This window comes from Streptomyces sp. HP-A2021, from assembly GCF_022807935.1.
Taxonomy (GTDB): domain Bacteria; phylum Actinomycetota; class Actinomycetes; order Streptomycetales; family Streptomycetaceae; genus Streptomyces; species Streptomyces afghaniensis.
On record NZ_CP094344.1, the window covers coordinates 2,361,223 to 2,378,411 of the forward strand.

Annotated in this window: 17 protein-coding genes; 9 read left to right on the forward strand and 8 right to left on the reverse strand. The window is 72.3% G+C overall.

Annotation, left to right across the window (positions count from 1 at the left end):
• Positions 1-184 precede the first annotated feature (184 nt).
• The 5 genes from MQE23_RS10845 (at position 185) to MQE23_RS10865 (ending at position 5,170) form a co-directional block, all read left to right on the forward strand.
• The gene (locus MQE23_RS10845) at positions 185-1,195 is read left to right on the forward strand and encodes a substrate-binding domain-containing protein (RefSeq protein ID WP_020271573.1); all 1,011 of its coding nucleotides are present in this window, start codon (positions 185-187) and stop codon (positions 1,193-1,195) included.
• Positions 1,196-1,389: 194 nt separating this feature from the next.
• The gene (locus MQE23_RS10850) at positions 1,390-3,792 is read left to right on the forward strand and encodes a nitrate- and nitrite sensing domain-containing protein (RefSeq protein ID WP_243379017.1); all 2,403 of its coding nucleotides are present in this window, start codon (positions 1,390-1,392) and stop codon (positions 3,790-3,792) included.
• 14 nt (positions 3,793-3,806) lie between these two features.
• Complete coding sequence (locus MQE23_RS10855) at positions 3,807-4,238, forward strand: roadblock/LC7 domain-containing protein (protein ID WP_020271575.1); 432 nt, start codon at positions 3,807-3,809, stop codon at positions 4,236-4,238.
• 1 nt (position 4,239) lies between these two features.
• Positions 4,240-4,599, forward strand: a complete 360-nt coding sequence (locus tag MQE23_RS10860; protein ID WP_020271576.1) for a DUF742 domain-containing protein — start codon at positions 4,240-4,242, stop codon at positions 4,597-4,599.
• Positions 4,586-5,170, forward strand: coding sequence for an ATP/GTP-binding protein (locus MQE23_RS10865; protein ID WP_020271577.1), 585 nt, complete (start codon positions 4,586-4,588; stop codon positions 5,168-5,170). The genes MQE23_RS10860 and MQE23_RS10865 overlap by 14 nt, the downstream gene beginning before the upstream one ends.
• A 33-nt stretch (positions 5,171-5,203) precedes the next feature.
• Here MQE23_RS10865 and MQE23_RS10870 read toward each other — a convergent pair whose 3' ends face one another.
• From MQE23_RS10870 to MQE23_RS10900, 7 genes are all read right to left on the reverse strand, one after another.
• Positions 5,204-6,118, reverse strand: a complete 915-nt coding sequence (locus MQE23_RS10870; RefSeq protein ID WP_243379019.1) for a hypothetical protein — start codon at positions 6,116-6,118, stop codon at positions 5,204-5,206.
• A gap of 129 nt (positions 6,119-6,247) precedes the next feature.
• A complete protein-coding gene (locus MQE23_RS10875) occupies positions 6,248-7,207 on the reverse strand; it encodes a glycine betaine ABC transporter substrate-binding protein (RefSeq protein ID WP_020271579.1) in 960 nt (319 codons plus the stop codon).
• Positions 7,208-7,300: 93 nt separating this feature from the next.
• A complete protein-coding gene (locus tag MQE23_RS10880) occupies positions 7,301-7,966 on the reverse strand; it encodes an ABC transporter permease (RefSeq protein WP_020271580.1) in 666 nt (221 codons plus the stop codon).
• Entirely contained in the window at positions 7,963-8,661 is a 699-nt protein-coding gene (locus MQE23_RS10885; RefSeq protein WP_020271581.1) for an ABC transporter permease subunit, read from the reverse strand. The genes MQE23_RS10880 and MQE23_RS10885 overlap by 4 nt, the downstream gene beginning before the upstream one ends.
• Positions 8,658-9,779 carry an ABC transporter ATP-binding protein gene (locus tag MQE23_RS10890; RefSeq protein WP_020271582.1) on the reverse strand — a complete coding sequence of 374 codons (1,122 nt, stop codon included), beginning with the start codon at positions 9,777-9,779 and terminating at the stop codon, positions 8,658-8,660. The genes MQE23_RS10885 and MQE23_RS10890 overlap by 4 nt, the downstream gene beginning before the upstream one ends.
• Before the next feature lie 78 nt (positions 9,780-9,857).
• Positions 9,858-11,339 carry a HAMP domain-containing sensor histidine kinase gene (locus MQE23_RS10895; RefSeq protein WP_020271583.1) on the reverse strand — a complete coding sequence of 494 codons (1,482 nt, stop codon included), beginning with the start codon at positions 11,337-11,339 and terminating at the stop codon, positions 9,858-9,860.
• Positions 11,336-12,034 carry a response regulator transcription factor gene (locus MQE23_RS10900; RefSeq protein ID WP_037668180.1) on the reverse strand — a complete coding sequence of 233 codons (699 nt, stop codon included), beginning with the start codon at positions 12,032-12,034 and terminating at the stop codon, positions 11,336-11,338. Before MQE23_RS10900 ends, MQE23_RS10895 begins: the two co-directional genes overlap by 4 nt.
• A gap of 152 nt (positions 12,035-12,186) precedes the next feature.
• On the opposite strand from MQE23_RS10900, the gene MQE23_RS10905 reads away from it, so the two are divergent.
• From MQE23_RS10905 to MQE23_RS10925, 4 genes are all read left to right on the forward strand, one after another.
• Positions 12,187-13,527, forward strand: a complete 1,341-nt coding sequence (locus MQE23_RS10905; RefSeq protein WP_243379020.1) for a ferredoxin reductase family protein — start codon at positions 12,187-12,189, stop codon at positions 13,525-13,527.
• A gap of 19 nt (positions 13,528-13,546) precedes the next feature.
• The gene (locus MQE23_RS10910; protein ID WP_020271586.1) at positions 13,547-13,957 is read left to right on the forward strand and encodes an FMN-binding protein; all 411 of its coding nucleotides are present in this window, start codon (positions 13,547-13,549) and stop codon (positions 13,955-13,957) included.
• Between the two features lie 4 nt (positions 13,958-13,961).
• The gene (locus MQE23_RS10915; protein WP_243379021.1) at positions 13,962-14,690 is read left to right on the forward strand and encodes an FAD:protein FMN transferase; all 729 of its coding nucleotides are present in this window, start codon (positions 13,962-13,964) and stop codon (positions 14,688-14,690) included.
• Between the two features lie 295 nt (positions 14,691-14,985).
• Positions 14,986-15,996 (forward strand): lysylphosphatidylglycerol synthase transmembrane domain-containing protein, encoded by a 1,011-nt coding sequence (locus tag MQE23_RS10925; protein WP_243379023.1) that lies wholly within the window; start codon positions 14,986-14,988, stop codon positions 15,994-15,996.
• Here MQE23_RS10925 and MQE23_RS10930 read toward each other — a convergent pair.
• Entirely contained in the window at positions 15,915-17,141 is a 1,227-nt protein-coding gene (locus MQE23_RS10930; RefSeq protein WP_243379024.1) for a Dyp-type peroxidase, read from the reverse strand. The genes MQE23_RS10925 and MQE23_RS10930 overlap by 82 nt on opposite strands.
• Positions 17,142-17,189 lie beyond the last annotated feature (48 nt).

Sequence of the window (17,189 nt, forward strand, 5' to 3'; positions counted from 1 at the left end):
GACCCGTCGGACAGATCATCACGATGCGGCAGCGCTAACTCACGGCATGTGGCCGCTCACTTGACGCCCAGTGGTCACACACGGTTGGCTCCGGGCCAACGAGAGTCATCCGGCCCGTGCTCAACTGCGGTCCGCCCGGCTCTCATCCTGCTCTTGCTCGGCCGCACAGCGAGGTCCGCCCCTCATGAACACTCCTCCCCCGCCGCACACCTCCGCGAGACTCACCCGGGTCGCGGCCCTGGTGTCCGCCGTGTGTCTGCTGGTGGCCGGCTGCTCCGTCCTCGGCGCGAGCGACGACGGGTCGGACGCGGACCCGGTGGGCGGTCCGGGCGGCGGGATGAAGGTCGCCCTGGTCACGCACGGCGGCAAGGGCGACGCCTTCTGGGACCTGGTGCGCAGGGGCGCGGAGACGGCGGCCGCCAAGGACGGCATCGACCTGACGTACGCCAGCGACGCCGACGCGGCCGCGCAGGCCGCGCTGGTGCGCGACGCGGTCCGCGACAAGGTCGACGGCATCGCCGTGACGCTCGCCAAGCCGGCGGCGATGCGGGGCCCGATCGCCCAGGCCAAGGCGGCCGGCATCCCCGTCGTCGGGCTCAACTCCGGAATCGACGCCTGGCGCCCGGCGGGCCTGCTGGAGTACTTCGGCCAGGACGAGTCCGTCGCCGGCCGGGCCGTCGGCGACAAGCTGGACGAGGTCAAGGCCAAGCACGCCCTGTGCGTCGTGCACGAGCGGGGCAACGTCGCGTTGGAAGCCCGCTGCGCCGGCGTGCGCAAGACGTTCGGCGGCGAGACCGACAACGTGTACGTGGACGGCGCCGACATGAACGCGGTGACCGCCACGATCGCGTCCCGGCTGCGGCAGGACTCCAGCATCGACGAGGTCGTCACCCTGGGCGCCCAGTACGGGCTCAGCGCGGTCGACGCGGTCGAGCAGGCCGGCAGCAGAGCCAAGGTCGCCACCTTCGACCTCAACAAGGACCTGGTCAAGGCGGTCCAGGGCGGCGAGGTGCAGTTCGCCGTGGACCAGCAGCCCTACCTGCAGGGCTACCTCGCGGTGGACGCCCTGTGGCTGTACCGGACCAACGGCAACATCAGCGGCGGCGGGACGGCCCCGGTGCTCACCGGCCCCGCGTTCGTGACCAGGTCCAACGTGTCCGCGGTGGCACGGTTCGCCGCCGCCGGGACCCGGTGACCGGACCCTTCCTGTGACGGTGTCGCCAAAGATTCGGTCAGGCCCGGGCCCTGCGGTCACTTGTACGGATAACATCCTGCGCATCCCATGTGCCGTAACAGGCACGCGAAACCCTCCGCGCCCGTCCCCCACTCCCCGCCCCGCCCGTTCCGCCTCCCCGTTTCTCGCTCCCCGCTGATCGCCCTAGGACGACGATGTCTCGACGGACAGGTGCCCGGCGCCGTCTCGGTTCCATACGCCTCTCCCTGGTGCTCCTGGCCCTGGTGCCCAGCGTCACCCTCGCCGCCATGTGGGGCGTGACGACCATCCAGATGTTCTCGGAGGGGCTTCGGCTGCGTGACCAGACGGAGCTGAGCCGGTCGACCGGTGCCATGGGCACCGACACGACACTCGCCCTGCAGCGGGAACGCAGCCTGTCGGCGGCCTGGCTGGCCTCGCCGCACGGCTCCCGGGCCGCCCTCGACAGACAGCGCGAGGAGACCGACGCGGCGGTCGCGAAGCTGGTCGGGCAGGCGGACGCGATCGAGAAGGCGCCCTCCCGCATATCGGACCGGCTGTACTCGGTGCTGGGCTCGGTGGGCAGCCTGGAGTACTACCGCGACCAGGTGGACCACCCGACCGACATCACCGCGCAGCAGGCGCTGGACCAGTACTCCTCGATCATCGACGACCAGATCCACGCCTTCCAGGAGCTCTCCCAGGTCGACGACGGCGACCTCACCTCGCAGGCCGGTCCGCTGGTCGCCCTGGAGCACGCGGCGGAACTGGTCTCCCGCGAGGACGCGCAGCTGACCCTGGCCTGGCCGTCCGGGCACCTCGACGACAAGGCCTGGGTGCAGTTCACGGAGCTGGTGAACACCCGGCGCTGGCTCGTCAAGGACCAGGTGGTGCCCCAGCTGACCGGCAGCGCCAAGGCACAGACCGAGCGGATCCTGGCGAGCCCGGAGTGGCAGACGCTCCAGGCCGTCGAGGACCAGGTGCTTGCGGCCCGCAACTCCGGTGCCGCCTCGGACCGGATCGCCCTGCCGGACACCCAGAAGCGGTGGAACGCCGCCATGGACAAACTGTCCCAGCACTACGCGAGCCTGATCCAGCGGCAGACGACGGGCCTGCTCGAACGCAGCGCCGACAAGGCGGACGCGCTGCTGATCAAGGCGGGGATCCTGAGCGCCGGAGGGCTGCTCGCGCTGCTGGTGTGCGTCGGCATGTCCTGGCGGATCACCCGCTCGCTGTCCCGGCGGCTGCGCGGCCTGCGCCGGGCCGCCGTCAGCCTCGCGCAGGAGCGGCTGCCCGACGTGGTGGCCCGCCTCGACCGGGGCGAGACGGTCGACCCGGAGTCCGCGACGACACCGCTGGACTACGGACACGACGAACTCGGCCAGGTGGCGCAGGCGTTCAACACCGCCCAGCGCACGGCCGTGCACACCGCGGTCGAACTCGCCGACACCCGGCGCGGCTTCCAGAAGGTCATCCTGGGCATCGCCCGGCAGAGCCAGAACCTGGTCAACCTCCAGCTCAGCCGGCTCGACATGCTGGAACGCGAGCACACCGACCCCGACATCCTCAAGGGCCTGTACGAACTGGACTCCACGGCCAGCCAGTTGCGCCGCTACGAGGAGAACCTCGTCATCGTCAGCGGCGAACGGCCCGGCCGCAGCTGGAGCGAGCCGGTCGCGCTGATCGACATCCTGCGCAGTGCGGTCGGCGAGGTCGCCGAGTACCAGCGGGTGGAGGTGCACACCGAGGAGGAGGTGTTCGTCGCGCCGCCCGCGGTGGCCGACGTCATCCATCTGCTGGCCGAGCTCATCGACAACGCGACCGCGTACTCGCCCGCCCCGAGCCCCGTCACGGTGCGGGCCGGGATGGTCGCCAAGGGTCTGGCCGTCGAGGTGGAGGACCGCGGCCTCGGCATGTCGGAGGAGGACTACACGTCCTTCAACGAACAGCTCGCGGTGCCCCCGCAGTTCGACGTGGTGGCGCTCGCCGACGACCTGCGGCTCGGCATGTTCGTGATAGCCCAGCTGGCCCATCGGCACGGCATCGCCGTCACCCTGCGCGCCTCGCCGTACGGTGGGACCACGGCCATCGTGCTGATACCGCACGACATCGTGGTGCGGGAGATCCCGACGGACGGGCAGAGCCCGATGGACGCCAAGACCGCCGAGACCACCGACAACGGCGGCAACACCATGCCCGCCGAGGAGCCGGAGGGTGCTGCCGATGCCGCCGGGACCGCCCGCGAGCCCCGGCCCCTCACCTCTGCCCGGACCGCCACCACCACCGCAGCCGTCCCTGCCGCCGTGTCCGCCGCCCGCGAGGTCATCCCCCGCCGGGACGGGCTCGCCCCGCTCCCCCGCCGGGTGCCGCAGACCAGCCTGGTGGAGGAACTGCGCGAGGAGTCCGCGCCCGCCGAAGACGACGGCTCCCCCGACGACTTCACCGCGGAAGCCGCCGCCTCCTCCCTGGCCGGCTTCCAGCGCGGCACGCTCCGGGCCCGTGACGACGACGCCGAGCCGCCCCACGACGAGGACGCGGCCGCACCACCCCGGCAGGCCGCCGCCGACCCCGTCCCCTCGACTCCGCCCGCCGACCGCTGACGAAGGACACCGCAATGACACGCCCCATCCCCGCCACGCACACCCAGCTCGACCAGCTGCTGACCGGACTCGTGGAGCGGGTCGCCGACGTGAACCAGGCCGTGGTGCTGTCCGAGGACGGCCTGGTGGTCAGCAAGTCCACCGGATTCCTGCGCGACGACGCCGAGCGGCTGGCGGCGACCGCGTCCGGTCTGATGAGTCTCAGCAAGGGCGTCAGCATGGACTTCCGGGGCGGTCCGGTGCGCCAGGCGCTCATCGAGATGGCCAACAGCTATCTGATCCTCACGTCCGCCGGTCCCGGCGCCCACCTGGTCGTGCTGACCGGGCCGGGCGCGGACGTCGGTGTGGTGGCGTACCAGATGAACATGCTGGTGAAGAAGATCGGCGAGCACCTCAGCGCGGCACCGCGGGGCATGGCCGGCCCCGTCGTCGACCCCGGCGTGTGAGGTGGGCGGAGGCGACTCGGCGGGGCGGCTCGTACGGCCGTTCACGCTGACCGGTGGCCGGACCCGGCCCAGCCGCGCCGACTTCACGCTCATCGCGACGGTGACCGCGGTCGATCCCCAGCCCGCCGAGGCGGCCCGGTGCCAGCCCGAGCACACCCGGATCCTCCGGCTGTGCGCCGAGCCGATGGCCGTGGCGGAGCTGGCCGCCCGGCTCGACCTGCCGGTGAGCGTGGTCGTCATCCTGCTCTGCGACCTGCTGGAGGCGGGCCGGATCACCGTCCGTCCGCCGCGCCCGGTTTCCCGTACCACTCCGGACCTGGACCTGCTGAAGAAAGTGAGGGACGGCCTTGGCCGGCTCTGACGTCGCCACCGACGCGTCCTCGGCACCCGACACGGTCAAGATCCTCATCGCCGGTGGCTTCGGCGTGGGCAAGACCACGATGGTCGGGTCGGTCAGCGAGATCGCCCCGCTGCGCACCGAGGAACCCCTGACCATGGCAGGGCTGGGCGTCGACGACCTGGACGGTATCGAGGAGAAACGGGCCACCACCGTGGCCCTGGACTTCGGCCGGATCACCATCAGCCGGGACCTGGTGCTGTACCTGTTCGGTACGCCGGGGCAGCAGCGGTTCTGGTTCATGTGGAACGACCTGGCCCTCGGCGCGCTCGGTGCCGTGGTCCTGGTCGACGTCCGCAGACCCGAGTCCAGCTTCGCCGCCATCGACTTCTTCGAACGCCGGGGCATCCCGTTCGTCGTCGGGGTCAACGGCTTCCACGGGGAACACCCGTATCCGCCCGAGGACATCCGCGACGCGCTCGCGGTACCCGAGCACGTGCAGGTGCTGCTGTGCGACGCGCGCGAGAGGGAGTCGTGCCGGGACGTGCTGATCGCCCTGCTCGACCAGCTCATCGCGACGGCGGTGCAGGCCTGAGCCAGGCGGTACGAGCCTGCGACCAGTGGTGTCTCAGCTCCGGCCGGGTGTGGGCCCGGGCCACTCGGTGTACGGCACCGGGCGGCCCGTGAACGCGTCCAGGACGATGCGGCCGCCGACCGGCCGGTCCAGCTTCACCGTCACCTTCTCGCCGCGCAGGTCACTCGTGCAGGGACCGTCGTCGGTGCCGGTCACGGAGGCGGACAGCACGACGCTGCCGCGTGTCTCCAGCGCCGTCACGACGGGGCCGTCGTCGCAGGATCCGTGGTGCGCCACCACGGTGACGGACCGGCCGTCCTGCGCCACCCCTGTCAGGCCGCCGAGCGGCGCCAGTACGTCCGTGGGTACGTCCGGCCCGAGCGGCGCGACGGGCGGCGCGGGCAGCTCCGAGGGGGTCACGGCGGCCGTCTTCAGGGGAGCGGCATAGCCCTCCAGGGTGAACAGCCAGGCCGGGACTGTCGCCGGCCCGCGACCGGTGAGCACGGTCATGTCCCCCGACTCGGCCTTGGTGACGGTCAGCCGGGGACCGGGGCCGCTGTTGCTGTCCAGGGCCCGGTAGGCCCGCTCGGCCGCCACGAGGGGCCTGGTGAGCGAGCCCCCTTCCTGCCACGTCACCCGGCCGCTCTTTCCCCGGGCGGAGGGGAGCGGCGCCTTCAGGTCGAAGGTGCCGGTCGCGTACGCGCGCCGGTCGGCGTCGTTGCGGAGGCCGCCCGGGGGCAGTTGGACGACCGGTGCGATGGGGTGGTAGCCCGCGCGCCACTGCGCGGCCGCCCGGGAGCCGTCCCAGGCTTCTGCGACCCGATGGGCGCGGTCGTTCGAGCGCGGGGACGGGCTCGGGGCGGTGCGGCCGGCTTCCGCCGTGCCGCACCCCGCGGCGGCACCGGCTCCGGAGGCGGACAGGGCCAGGACGAGGAGGAGACGGGCGGCGCGGGTCATGTCGGTACGCATGACGCTCCCAGGGGTTCGCGGTGACCGGGGATGGTTCCGTCCCTGTGACGCCCCGCCCCCGGCCCGCGTTCGATCCACTGGGGATCCGACCGAACCGTTACCGCATCGTGCCGGGCAGCCTGCCCGGAGTCAGACCAGACCCGCCGACTTCAGCCACGCCTTGGCCACGTCCAGCGGGTCCTTCTTCTCCAGCTGTACCTGCGCGTCCAGTTGGAGGAGTGCCTTCGTGTCGAGCTTGGCCGAGACCGCGTCGAGCGCCGCGGCACCCTCCTTGGACAGCTCGCCCTTGCGGACCAGCGGCTGCACGTTCTGGAAGCCGAAGAGGTTCTCCGGGTCCTTCAGGACGACGAACTTCTCCCGGGCGATGGTCGGGTCGGTGGTGAAGAGGTCCGCGGCCTGCACGGTGTTCTTCTTCAGCGCCGCCTGGGTCAGCGGCCCGCCCGCGTCGAGGGACTTGAAGGACTTGAACTCCAGGCCGTACACCGACTTCAGGCCCACCAGGCCCTGGTGCCGGGTCTGGAACTCCGGCGAGCCGCCGAAGACCAGGTCCTTGGCGACGTCCTTGAGCTCCCCGATGGAGGAGTCGGAGGTGAGCTTGTACTTCTTCGCGGTCTCCGCGTTCAGGGTCACGGAGTCCTTGTTCTGCGCGGCCGACGGCTTCAGCAGCTCCAGCTTGGGGTCGAGCTTGCCGTTGATCGCGGTCGTGGTCTCCTCGACCGTCTTCGGCTTGGCCTTGGCGTCGAGGTACGCCAGCAGGGAGCCGTTGTACTCCGGCAGCAGCGTGATGGCGCCGTTCTTCATCAGACCGTACGTGGTCTCACGGCTGCCGATGTTGGGCTTGTAGGTGACCTTGATGCCCTTGGCCTTGAGGGCCTCGCCGTAGATGTCGGCGAGCAGGATGCTCTCGGCGAAGTTGTTGGAGCCGACCACGACGGTGCCGCTCTCCGCTCCGCCGCCCTTGAGCGGGTCCTCGGAGGTGCCGCCGGAGGAACAGCCTCCGAGAAGAGCCGCCGCCGCGGCGAGCGCGACCGCGGCCGCGCCGGGGTGCCTGGTGATGGACCGGGTGCTGCTCTTCGCCGTAGTAATCACCCATTGATCCAAGCCAGCCGCTATTCGGTCAGTCAAGAGCAGCCTGGTTACCAATCGGCGTCGATGTGCGACAAACCATGGCAACCCGGCCCCTCAACTCCTGCGCACGCCCGGCGACACCGCCACCCGCGCCACCGCCCAGAACAGCGCGAGCGTGACCAGCGCCAGGACGGCGACCAGCGTCGCGCCGCCCACCACCTTCTCGTAATTGCGCTGGTAGAGGCCGTCGACGATGTACCGCCCGAGGCCGCCCAGGCTGACGTACGCGGCGATGGTCGCCGTCGACACGATCTGGATGGCCGCCGAGCGCAGCCCGCTCAGGATCAGCGGCAACGCGACCGGCAGTTCGACCTGGAAGAGGATCCGGGACTCGTGCATGCCCATGCCGCGGGCGGCGTCCACCGGCGAGGGGTCGACGGACCGCATCGCCTCGTAGGTGGTGACCAGGATCGGCGGGACGGCCAGGACGACCAGCGGGATCATCACGGGCAGCATCCCGAATCCCAGCAGGGTCGTCATCAGCACCAGCAGGCCGAAACTGGGCAGGGCCCGCCCGGCGGTGGCGACCAGGGACAGGGCGTTCCCGCCGCGCCCGTAGTGACCGGTGACCAGGCCGATCGGCAGTCCGATCGCGGCGGCGAGGGCGAGTGCCTCCAGGGTGTACTGCACGTGTTCCCCGAGGCGGGCCGGGATGCCGTCGTAGCCCTGCCAGTGGGCGCTGTCGCTGAAGAAGGCGTTGACGAAGTTGAGTACGTTCACCGGGCTGCGTCCTTGAGGGCGGGCGCCTGCCTGCGACCGGCCGAGCCGCTGGGCATCCAGGGCGTCAGCAGCACGCGCACGAGGACCAGCAGGGCGTCGACGAGGATCGCCAGGAGGGCCGTGGTGATCACGGAGTTCCAGGTCAGTTCGGGCCGGTTGTAGATCTGCGCGTCGTGGAGCAGGTTGCCGAGCGCGCCCTGGTTGCCGATCAGCATGCCGACGCTGACGAGGGAGATGCTCGACACGGTCGCCACCCGCAGACCGGCGATGATCGCCGGGACCGCGATCGGCAACTGCACCTGGAAGTACCGCCGTACGGGCCCGAAGCCCATGGCGGTGGCCGCGGACAGGGTCTCCTGCGGCACCGAGCGCACCCCGTCGACGATCGCCGGGACGAGCACCACCAGGCTGTACACCGCCAGCGGGATCATCACGGTGAGTTCGGTCTGCCCGGTGTAGTTGATGAGGACGACGAAGAACGCCAGCGACGGGACGGCGTACAGCACGGTCGTGACGCCGAGGACGGGCGGGTAGAGCCAGCGGAAGCGGATGCAGAGCTGGGCGATCGGCAGTGCCAGGAGCAGTCCGGCCGCGACCGGCAGCAGGGCCTCTCTCAAGTGCAGTCCGACCAGCCCGATCCAGCTGTGCTGGAGGTCGCTCGGCATGTCGAAGAAGTCGTGGAGGAACTCGCTCATCCGGCGACCTTCTCGTCGTCGAGTCCCGCCGCGTGGGCGCTGCGGATCGCCTCGCCGATGGTCGCTTGCGAGACGACTCCGGTCACCCGCCCGCCGGTGTCCACGGCGACGGCCCAGCCGGTCGGCGACAGCACCGCGCAGTCGAGGGCGACCCGCAGCGAGTCGGTGCCGGGCACGAACGGCCGCCCGTGGGACAGCAGCCGGTCCGGCCGGATGTCCCCCGCGACCAGGTCCCGCGGCTCGCTCCAGCCGAGCGGCCGGCCGTCCGCGTCGGTCACCAGGAGGTAGGGGGCGTCGGGGGCGGCGATCTGCTCGGCGGTGGCGTCGAGCGGGATCACCGGGTCGCTCGTCAACTCCAGCCGGGCGGACGGGAAGAAGGACAGCCGCCGGATGCCGCGGTCGCCGCCGAGGAAGTCCTCGACGAAGGCGTCGGCGGGGCTGGACAGCAGCTCGGCCGGGGGCGCGTACTGGGCGAGGTGGCCGCCGGTGCGCATCACGGCGACCATCGTGCCGAGCTTGATGGCCTCGTCGATGTCATGGGTGACGAAGACGATGGTCTTGCCCAACTCGTCCTGGATGCGCAGCAGTTCGTCCTGGAGCCCCTTGCGCACCACCGGGTCGACCGCCGAGAACGGCTCGTCCATGAGCAGCACCGGCGGGTCGGCGGCGAGCGCCCGGGCCACGCCGACGCGCTGCTGCTGGCCGCCGGACAGCTGGTACGGGTACCGCTTGGCGAGCGCGGCGTCGAGTCCGACCCGCTCCATCAGCTCCGCGGCCCGCGCCCGGGCCTTCTGCTTGCCCCAGCCGAGCATGCGGGGCACGGTCGCGATGTTGTCGACGATCGTGCGGTGCTGGAAGAGGCCGGCGTTCTGGATGACGTAACCCATGGACCGGCGCAGGGTGGTGACGGGCTGCCGCTGGATGTCCTCGCCGTCGAGGAGGATCGTTCCCTCACTCGGCTCGACCATTCTGTTGATCATCCGCAGCGTGGTCGTCTTGCCGCAGCCCGACGGTCCGACGAGGACGGTGATCGAGCGGTCGGGTATCTCCAGCGAGAGCCGGTCGACCGCCACCGTGCCGTCCGGGTAGCGCTTGGTGACTGAATCGATCCGTATCAAGACGCCGGGGCCCTTCGGTTGGCGGAGGCTTTGGCCATGGTCGTACGGGCTGGTCGTACGGGCTGTTGCCGGTCGAGTCTAGACCGCGGTCGTTTCCGGCCCCGGAGCGGCCGGGAGCCCCGCCCCGTCGAGCGGCAGGCGCACGGTGAACACCGTCGCCCCGGGTGCGCTGTTCAGCTCGATGCGGCCGCCGTGGGCCCGGACCAGGGACTGGGCGACCGCCAGGCCGAGGCCGCTGCCGCCGCGGTCGCGGCTGCGGGCCTTGTCGACGCGGTAGAAGCGGTCGAAGACGCGCTCCTGGTCCTCGGGCGGGATGCCGGGGCCCGCGTCGGCGATCCGGACCAGAGCGGCGTGGGAGGCGACGGTGACGTCCACGGACACCGGGGTTCCGGGCGGGGTGTGCACGGCGGCGTTGGCGAGCAGGTTGTCCAGGACCTGCCGGACGCGCTGCGGGTCCAGGCGCACCTTGAGGGCCCCCGGGCAGGTGGTCACCGTCAGCGGGTGGTCGGGACGGCCGGCCCGGAAGGCGTCCGCGGCCTGGCGCACCAGCTCCGTCAGGTCGGCGTCCTCCAGCCGCAGCGGCGCCTCCACCTCCGCCGCGTCCAGCCGGGCGAGCAGCAGCAGGTCGTCCAGGAGGATGCCCATCCGGGCGGCCTCGGCACGCAGCCGTGCCAGGTGCCGGTCGCGTTCCTCGGGGGCGTTGGCGGCGGCGTACTGGAACAGGTCGGCGTAGCCGCGTACCGACATCAGCGGGGTGCGCAGCTCGTGCGAGGCGTCCGCGACGAACCGGCGCAGCCGCTGCTCGGCCTCCGCGCGTACGGCGAGGGAGTCGTCGATGTGCTCCAGCATCGTGTTGAAGGCGGTGCGCAGCTCGTCCACCTCCGGGCCGCCGTCCCGGCCGTCGGCACGCAGCGGCAGCCGGGCCGCCGACTCGGTCAGGTCGTGCGAGGCGATGCCCTGCGCGGTCGACGCCATGTCGCTGAGCGGCTTCAGCCCGCGGCGCAGCATCCGGCGGCCGAAGACGACCAGTGCGAGCAGCGCGAGCGCGAAGGTGACGACCTGGATGGTGATGAGCTGCCCGACCGTGTCCTCGATGTCCTCCATGGGCGCGGCGCTGACCAGGACCACGCCGGGTTCGACCTCGCAGGCGCGCAGCCGGTAGGTGCCCGCGCCCCTGAGGTGCTCGGTGCGCAGGAGCTCCTGGTGCGCGGTCGTCTGCGCCGAGGCCAGGGCCGTGAAGTCGTCGACGTCCTTCGGCAGGTCGGCGGGGTCCTCGGGCCTGCGGAGCTCGGGCGTGCCGTCCGAGACGTCGTACACGGCGTAGAACCAGCTGTAGTACTTCTTGCCCGAGAGGGTGCCGTAGTCCGCGATGCTCTTGGACTGGGCGATCTGGGCCTGCGCGAGCTGGGTGTCGAGCTGGGCCGACAGGTAGTCGCGCATGTACGTGGTGAGGGCCGTGCCGACGACGGCGAACACGACCAGCGCCAGGGCGCCGAGGCCGAGGGCCAGCCGGGTGCCCAGGCGCATTCCGCGGTAGGCCCGCCGCAGCCGGGCGATCACTCGGAGGCCTGTCGCAGGACGTACCCGAATCCTCGCACGGTGTGGATCAGCGGCGCGCCGCTCTCGTCCGTCTCGTCGAGCTTGCGGCGCAACCGGCTGATGACCAGCTCGACGACGTTGGAGCGGCCGCCGAAGCCGTACTCCCAGACGTGGTCGAGGATCTGCGCCTTGGTGAGCACGGTGGGCGACTTGCGCATCAGGTAGCGCAGCACCTCGTACTCGGTCGGGGTGAGCGACAGCAGCTTCTCGCCGCGCCGCACCTCGCGGGTGTCCTCGTCCATGGTCAGGTCGCCGACCTGGAGCACGGACCGCTGGAAGGCGGGGCCGGCGCTGCGCCGCAGCACGGTGCGCAACCGGGCCATCAGCTCCTCCACGGCGAACGGCTTGACCAGGTAGTCGTCGCCGCCCCGGGTCAGGCCCGCGACCCGGTCGGCGACGCCGTCGCGGGCGGTGAGGAACACCACCGGCACCATCGTGCCGGAGGCGCGCAGCCGGTCCAGGACGCCGAAGCCGTCGACGCCGGGCAGCATCAGATCGAGCACGACGATGTCCGGGTGGAACTCGGCGGCCCGCTGGAGCGCGTCCTCGCCGGAGTACGCCGTGACCGCCTCCCAGCCCTCGTAGCGGGCGACGGTCGCGACGAGGTCGGCGATGGGCGGGTCGTCGTCGACGACGAGGAGTCGTACTTTTTCCACCCGCTCATAGTGCTTCACGTGTCCGGTGCCTCCATAGCCGCTCGCCCCTTCGCCGCCGGATCGATAAGTACTTGAAAGTTGGGCGACAGTATTCCGACAGCTCCCCCGCGACAAGCTCGGTGTCCCAGGATCCGATCAAGGAGCTGCCGATCGTGACGACCCTCCAAGAACCCCCCGCGGCGACCCGGCCGGGCGTGCGCCCGAGAGTGGTGGGCCGCACCGGCCTGTACGCGGTGCTGCTGGCCAACGCGGTCGTGGTGACCGTCTTCTTCGTCCAGGCCGGTTTCGCCTCGAACACGCTGATCGTGCTGGGGCGGCTGGCGGGGCTGTACGGGGCGCTGCTCATGGCGTTCCAGCTGCTGCTGGTGGCGCGGCTGCCGTGGTTCGACCGGCGGATCGGCATGGACCGGCTGACGTCCTGGCACCGCTGGACGGGGTTCTCGGTGCTGTGGCTGCTGCTGGCGCACGCCGTGTTCATCGTCTTCGGCTACGCGCAGTCCTCGTCCCTGGACCCGGTGAACCAGCTGGTGGATCTCGCGGAGACCGTCGAGGGCGTACTGCGCGCGATCGCCGCCCTGGCGATCATCATCGTGGTCGGCGTGGTCTCGGCCCGCTCCGCCCGGCGCCGGCTGGCGTACGAGACCTGGCACTTCATCCACCTGTACACGTACGTCGCGGTGGTCCTGGCGTTCACGCACCAGGTCGCGGCGGGCACGTCGTTCACCTCGTCGTCGGTGGCGCGGACGTACTGGTACGCCGTGTGGGGCGTGGCCCTCGCCTCGGTGTTCACGGGCCGGCTGGTCCTGCCGCTGTGGCGCAACCTCCGCCACCAGCTGCGTGTGACGGCCGTGGTCCCGGAGAACGACGACGTGGTCTCGGTCTACGTCACGGGCCGCGACCTGGACCGGCTGCCCGCCCGGGCCGGACAGTTCTTCCTGTGGCGGTTCCTGACGAGGGACCGCTGGTGGCAGGCCAACCCGTTCTCGCTGTCCGCCGCGCCGGACGGCCGTACCCTGCGCCTGACCGTCAAGCGGGCGGGCGACGGCAGCGCGGCCCTGCGGCACCTGAAGGCCGGCACGCGGGTGTTCGCCGAGGGCCCCTACGGCGCCTTCACCACCCTGCACCGCACCCGCCCGGACGCCCTGCTCATCGCCGGTGGCGTCGGTGTCACCCCGATCCGGGCCCTGCTGGAGGAGCTGCACGGCCACGCGGTCGTGATCTACCGCGTGGCCACGGACCGGGACGCCGTCCTCTACGACGAACTGCGCGAACTCGCGCTCGCCAAGGGGGCCGAGCTGCACCTGGTCACCGGGCCGGCCGTGCCCGACCGGCTGGCGCCGCAGGAGCTGGCGCGTCTGGTCCCGGACATCACCGGCCGGGACGTGTACCTGTGCGGCCCGCCGCCGATGATGAACGCGGTGCTCGGCAGCCTGCGCGAGCTGGGCGTGCCCAGGACGCAGACCCACTTCGAGCGCTTCAGCCTGGCCGGCTGACGGGAACGAGGAGAACACCGTGAAGCGAGCCATACCCGTCCTCGTCCTGAGCGTCGCGGGCCTGATCCCGCTCTGGCGGTACACGCCGTCGCAGGACACGGGGTCGTCGTCCGCCACGGAAGCCGCCGCGCCCGCGTCGACACCGTCGGTCTCATCATCGGGCGGCACGACAACCACGGTCGTGTCGGGCTCGACGCTCGACACCGAGAAGGGCCCGGTGCAGGTCGAGGTCACCTTCTCCGGCGACAGGATCGCCTCGGTGCGGATGCTCCAGCAGCCGAACCATCCGCAGACCACGGCCGCCGTGCCCAAGCTGATCGAGGAGACGCTCCAGGCGCAGAGCGCCGACATCGACACGGTGTCCGGTGCCACGATCACCAGCGACGGCTACAAGGAGTCGCTCCAGGCCGCGATCGACGCGAGGGGCTGACGCCATGCGCCGCGTCGAGCACGTCATGGGGTTCCCGGTGTCGGTACGGATCGACGACGAGGGCTTCCCCGAGGCACCGGTGGACGGCTTCTTCGCCTGGCTGCGCGAGGTCGACGCGCGGTTCAGCCCGTTCCGCCGGGACAGCGAGGTGTCCCGGCTGGACCGAGGGGAGATCTCGGCCCCCGGCCCGGCGCTCCGCGAGGTCCTGGACCTGTGCGAGGAGTACCGGATCGCGACCGGGGGCGCCTTCGACGTCCGGCTGCCCGGCCGCGGCCTCGACCCCTGCGCCGTGGTGAAGGGCTGGTCGGTGCAGAAGGGAGCGGAGCTGCTGTCGGCGGCCGGGGCGCGGCGCTTCTGCCTCAACGCGGGCGGCGACGTGATCGCCTCCGGCGGACCCTGGCGCGTCGGCGTACGCCACCCCGAACACGCCGACCGGCTCTGCACGGTCCTGGACCTCACCGACCGGGCGGTCGCGACCTCCGCCCGCTACGAACGCGGCGACCACATCCTCGACGCCCGCACGGGCCGCCCGGCGACCGGCCTGCTCAGCATGACCGTCGTGGCTCCGACCCTGACCGAGGCGGACTCGGTCGCCACGGCGGCGTTCGCCCTCGGCGCGGAGGGGGTGCAGTGGGCGGCGGCCCGGGAGCACTGCGAGGTGTTCGCGGTGGACACGGAGCGGCGGGTCCTGCGCAGTCCCGGGTTCCCGGTGGTGGGGGCGCTGGCGGCGTAGGCCGTGCGGGACTCCCCGCGGTGGCGGCGCAGGGCCGTGCGGGGATCCTCCGGTGGGGCGATGGCGGCGCAGGCCGCGCGGGGTGGCGGGGAGGTGGTGGCGCACGCGCGTGCGGGAGGGCGAGTCGTGTGACGCGATCGGCCGGATTCGGCCGTGTCGTTCTCCCGCCCCTGTCGCTTTTTCTGGCGGACACCGGGCCGTCACACCGGACGGGCACGTTTCCGCCGTCCCCTTGCCTCGCCCTGCATCCGTCCGCCCTGTCCCCGGGGCGCGACGCGGAAGGACGACGTACGCCGTGTCCCAGCTCCAGCTCGAAACACTCCCCGCACCGCTCCCCGCCGCCCCCTGCCCCGCCGCCCCGCGCCGCTCCCGCGCCGCGCGCCTCGTCCGGCCGGCCCTGGTCCTCCTCCCGCTGCTGCTGGTCGGGGTGTGGGCCCTGGTCGACCGGCGCACCGCCTACGCGGGTGCCGCGCGGCTGGCCTCCGCCGACCCGTGGTGGCTGCTCGCCGCGTTGGTCTTCACCTGCCTGACCTGGGTGGCCGCCGCCTGCGTCCGGCAGGGCGCCCTGCCGGAGCGGCTGCCGCCCGGCCTGCTGGTGGCCTCGCAGTTCGCCGCCGGTGCCGCGAACCAGGTGCTGCCGGCCAGCCTGGGCGCGCACGCCGTGACGCTGCGCTTCCTGCAGCGCCGCGGCATCGCCCTCCCCCGGGCCACCGCGTCGCTCGCCCTGTACTCCCTGGTCAAGCCGGTCGCCAGGACGCTGGTGCTGCTGGTGTTCCTGGTGGCGTTCCCGGACGTCCTGCGGCTCGGCGCGCTCGTCCCCGACGACCGCACGCTGCTCCTGGCGGCGGGCGGTGCCGCGCTCGCGCTCACCGTGGCCGCCGTGCTCCTGGTGACCGTACGGGCACTGCGCCGCCCCGTCCTCGGCTTCCTGCGCACCGCCCTGACCGACGTCCGCGAGCTGCACACCCGCCCCGGCCGCGTGCTCGCCCTGTGGGGCGGTGCCGCGGCCACCCCGCTGCTCCAGGGCAGTGTGATCGCCACGGTCGGGTTCTCGCTCGGGCTGCCGCTGTCCTGGGCGCAGGTGGTCCTCGCGCTGCTGGTGGCCGGCACCGCGGTCGGGGCCGTGCCCGCGCCCGGCGGAATCGGCCCCGTGGACGCGGCGCTGGTCTTCACCATGGCCGCGTTCGGGGCGCCCGTGGGCACGGCCACGGCCACCGTCATCGGCTACCGCGTCCTGACGGTGTGGCTGCCTCTGCTGCCGGGCGCCCTCGTGCTGTCGGCCCTGCTGCACCGCAAGGTGCTCTGACGGCTACTCGGCCCCGCCGGCGAGGGGCTGGTGAGCCCCTCCGGAGACCCGAGCAGCCGCCGCGTGGGGCCGGCTTCGGCCACCCGGCCCCCGGACATGACGATCAGCTCGTCGGTCGTCCGGTCGGCGACCAGGCGGAGGTCGTGGCTGACGAGCACCAGGGCCAGGCCGCGCCGGTCACGCAGCTCCGTCAGCAGGTCCATCACGGCGACGGCCGTCTCCGCGTCGAGCGCGGAGGTGACCTCGTCGCAGAACAGCACGTCGGGGTCGGCGGCCAGGGCCCGCGCTATGGCGACGCGCTGGCGCTGCCCGCCGGACAGCTCGTGGGGGTAGCGGTCGGCGGCCGTCGCGGGCAGGCCGACCTGCTCCAGCAGTTCCCGCACCCGGGCGGGAGCCGGCCCGGGCCTGCCGAACGGCATCGCCGAGCGCAGTATCTTCTGCTCGGAGCCGTCCGGGCCGAGGACGGTGTTGACGTCCTTGTGCGAACCGGGCGCGTCGAGTTCGAGGTCGGTGAGCTTGGTGCGGCCTATCACCTTCTCCTGCGCCTCGGCGGCGAGGGCATCCCACGCGTCCACGTCGTGCAGGTACTTCTGCACGATCGCGTAACTACCGCCGCTGAAGCCGGGATCCTCCTCGCCGACCAGCGCCGCGTCGGCCGCCGCCCGGCCGACGGGGTTCTCGGTGCCGTCGACGAAGCCGAAAACGTTGCGCGAGTCGAAGTACGAGAACGCCTGTGTCTCGTCCCGCACGGTGACCGTGCCGCGCAGCCGCCGCACGAGCTCGGCGGCGAGCGCGAAGCACAGGTCGGTGCGCGCGGACTTGATGTGGAAGAACAGGTCGCCGGGGGTGGCCGGGGCGTGGTGCCGGGGCCCCGCCAGCTCGCGGAACGGGTGCAGTTCGGCGGGCCGCGGGCCGCCGAACAGCCGGTCCCAGGCCCGGGCCCCGATCCCGGCGACGCAGCCGAGACCGCCGTCGGGGCTGGGGAAGCCGACGGACCGCACCAGGCCCGCGAGGGACCCCAGCACCTCCCGGACGACGGCTTCCCCGCCGGGGTCGATCGTGGCGACGAGGAACACCGCGACCGACGCCGGCGGGTTCAGCGCCGGCTGTGGCAGCGTCTCTCCCGAGGGCAGCGGTGACGTCATGGCTTCCCATCCCTTCGGCCGGCCTCTGCGGCCCGTCCGCTCTCCCTC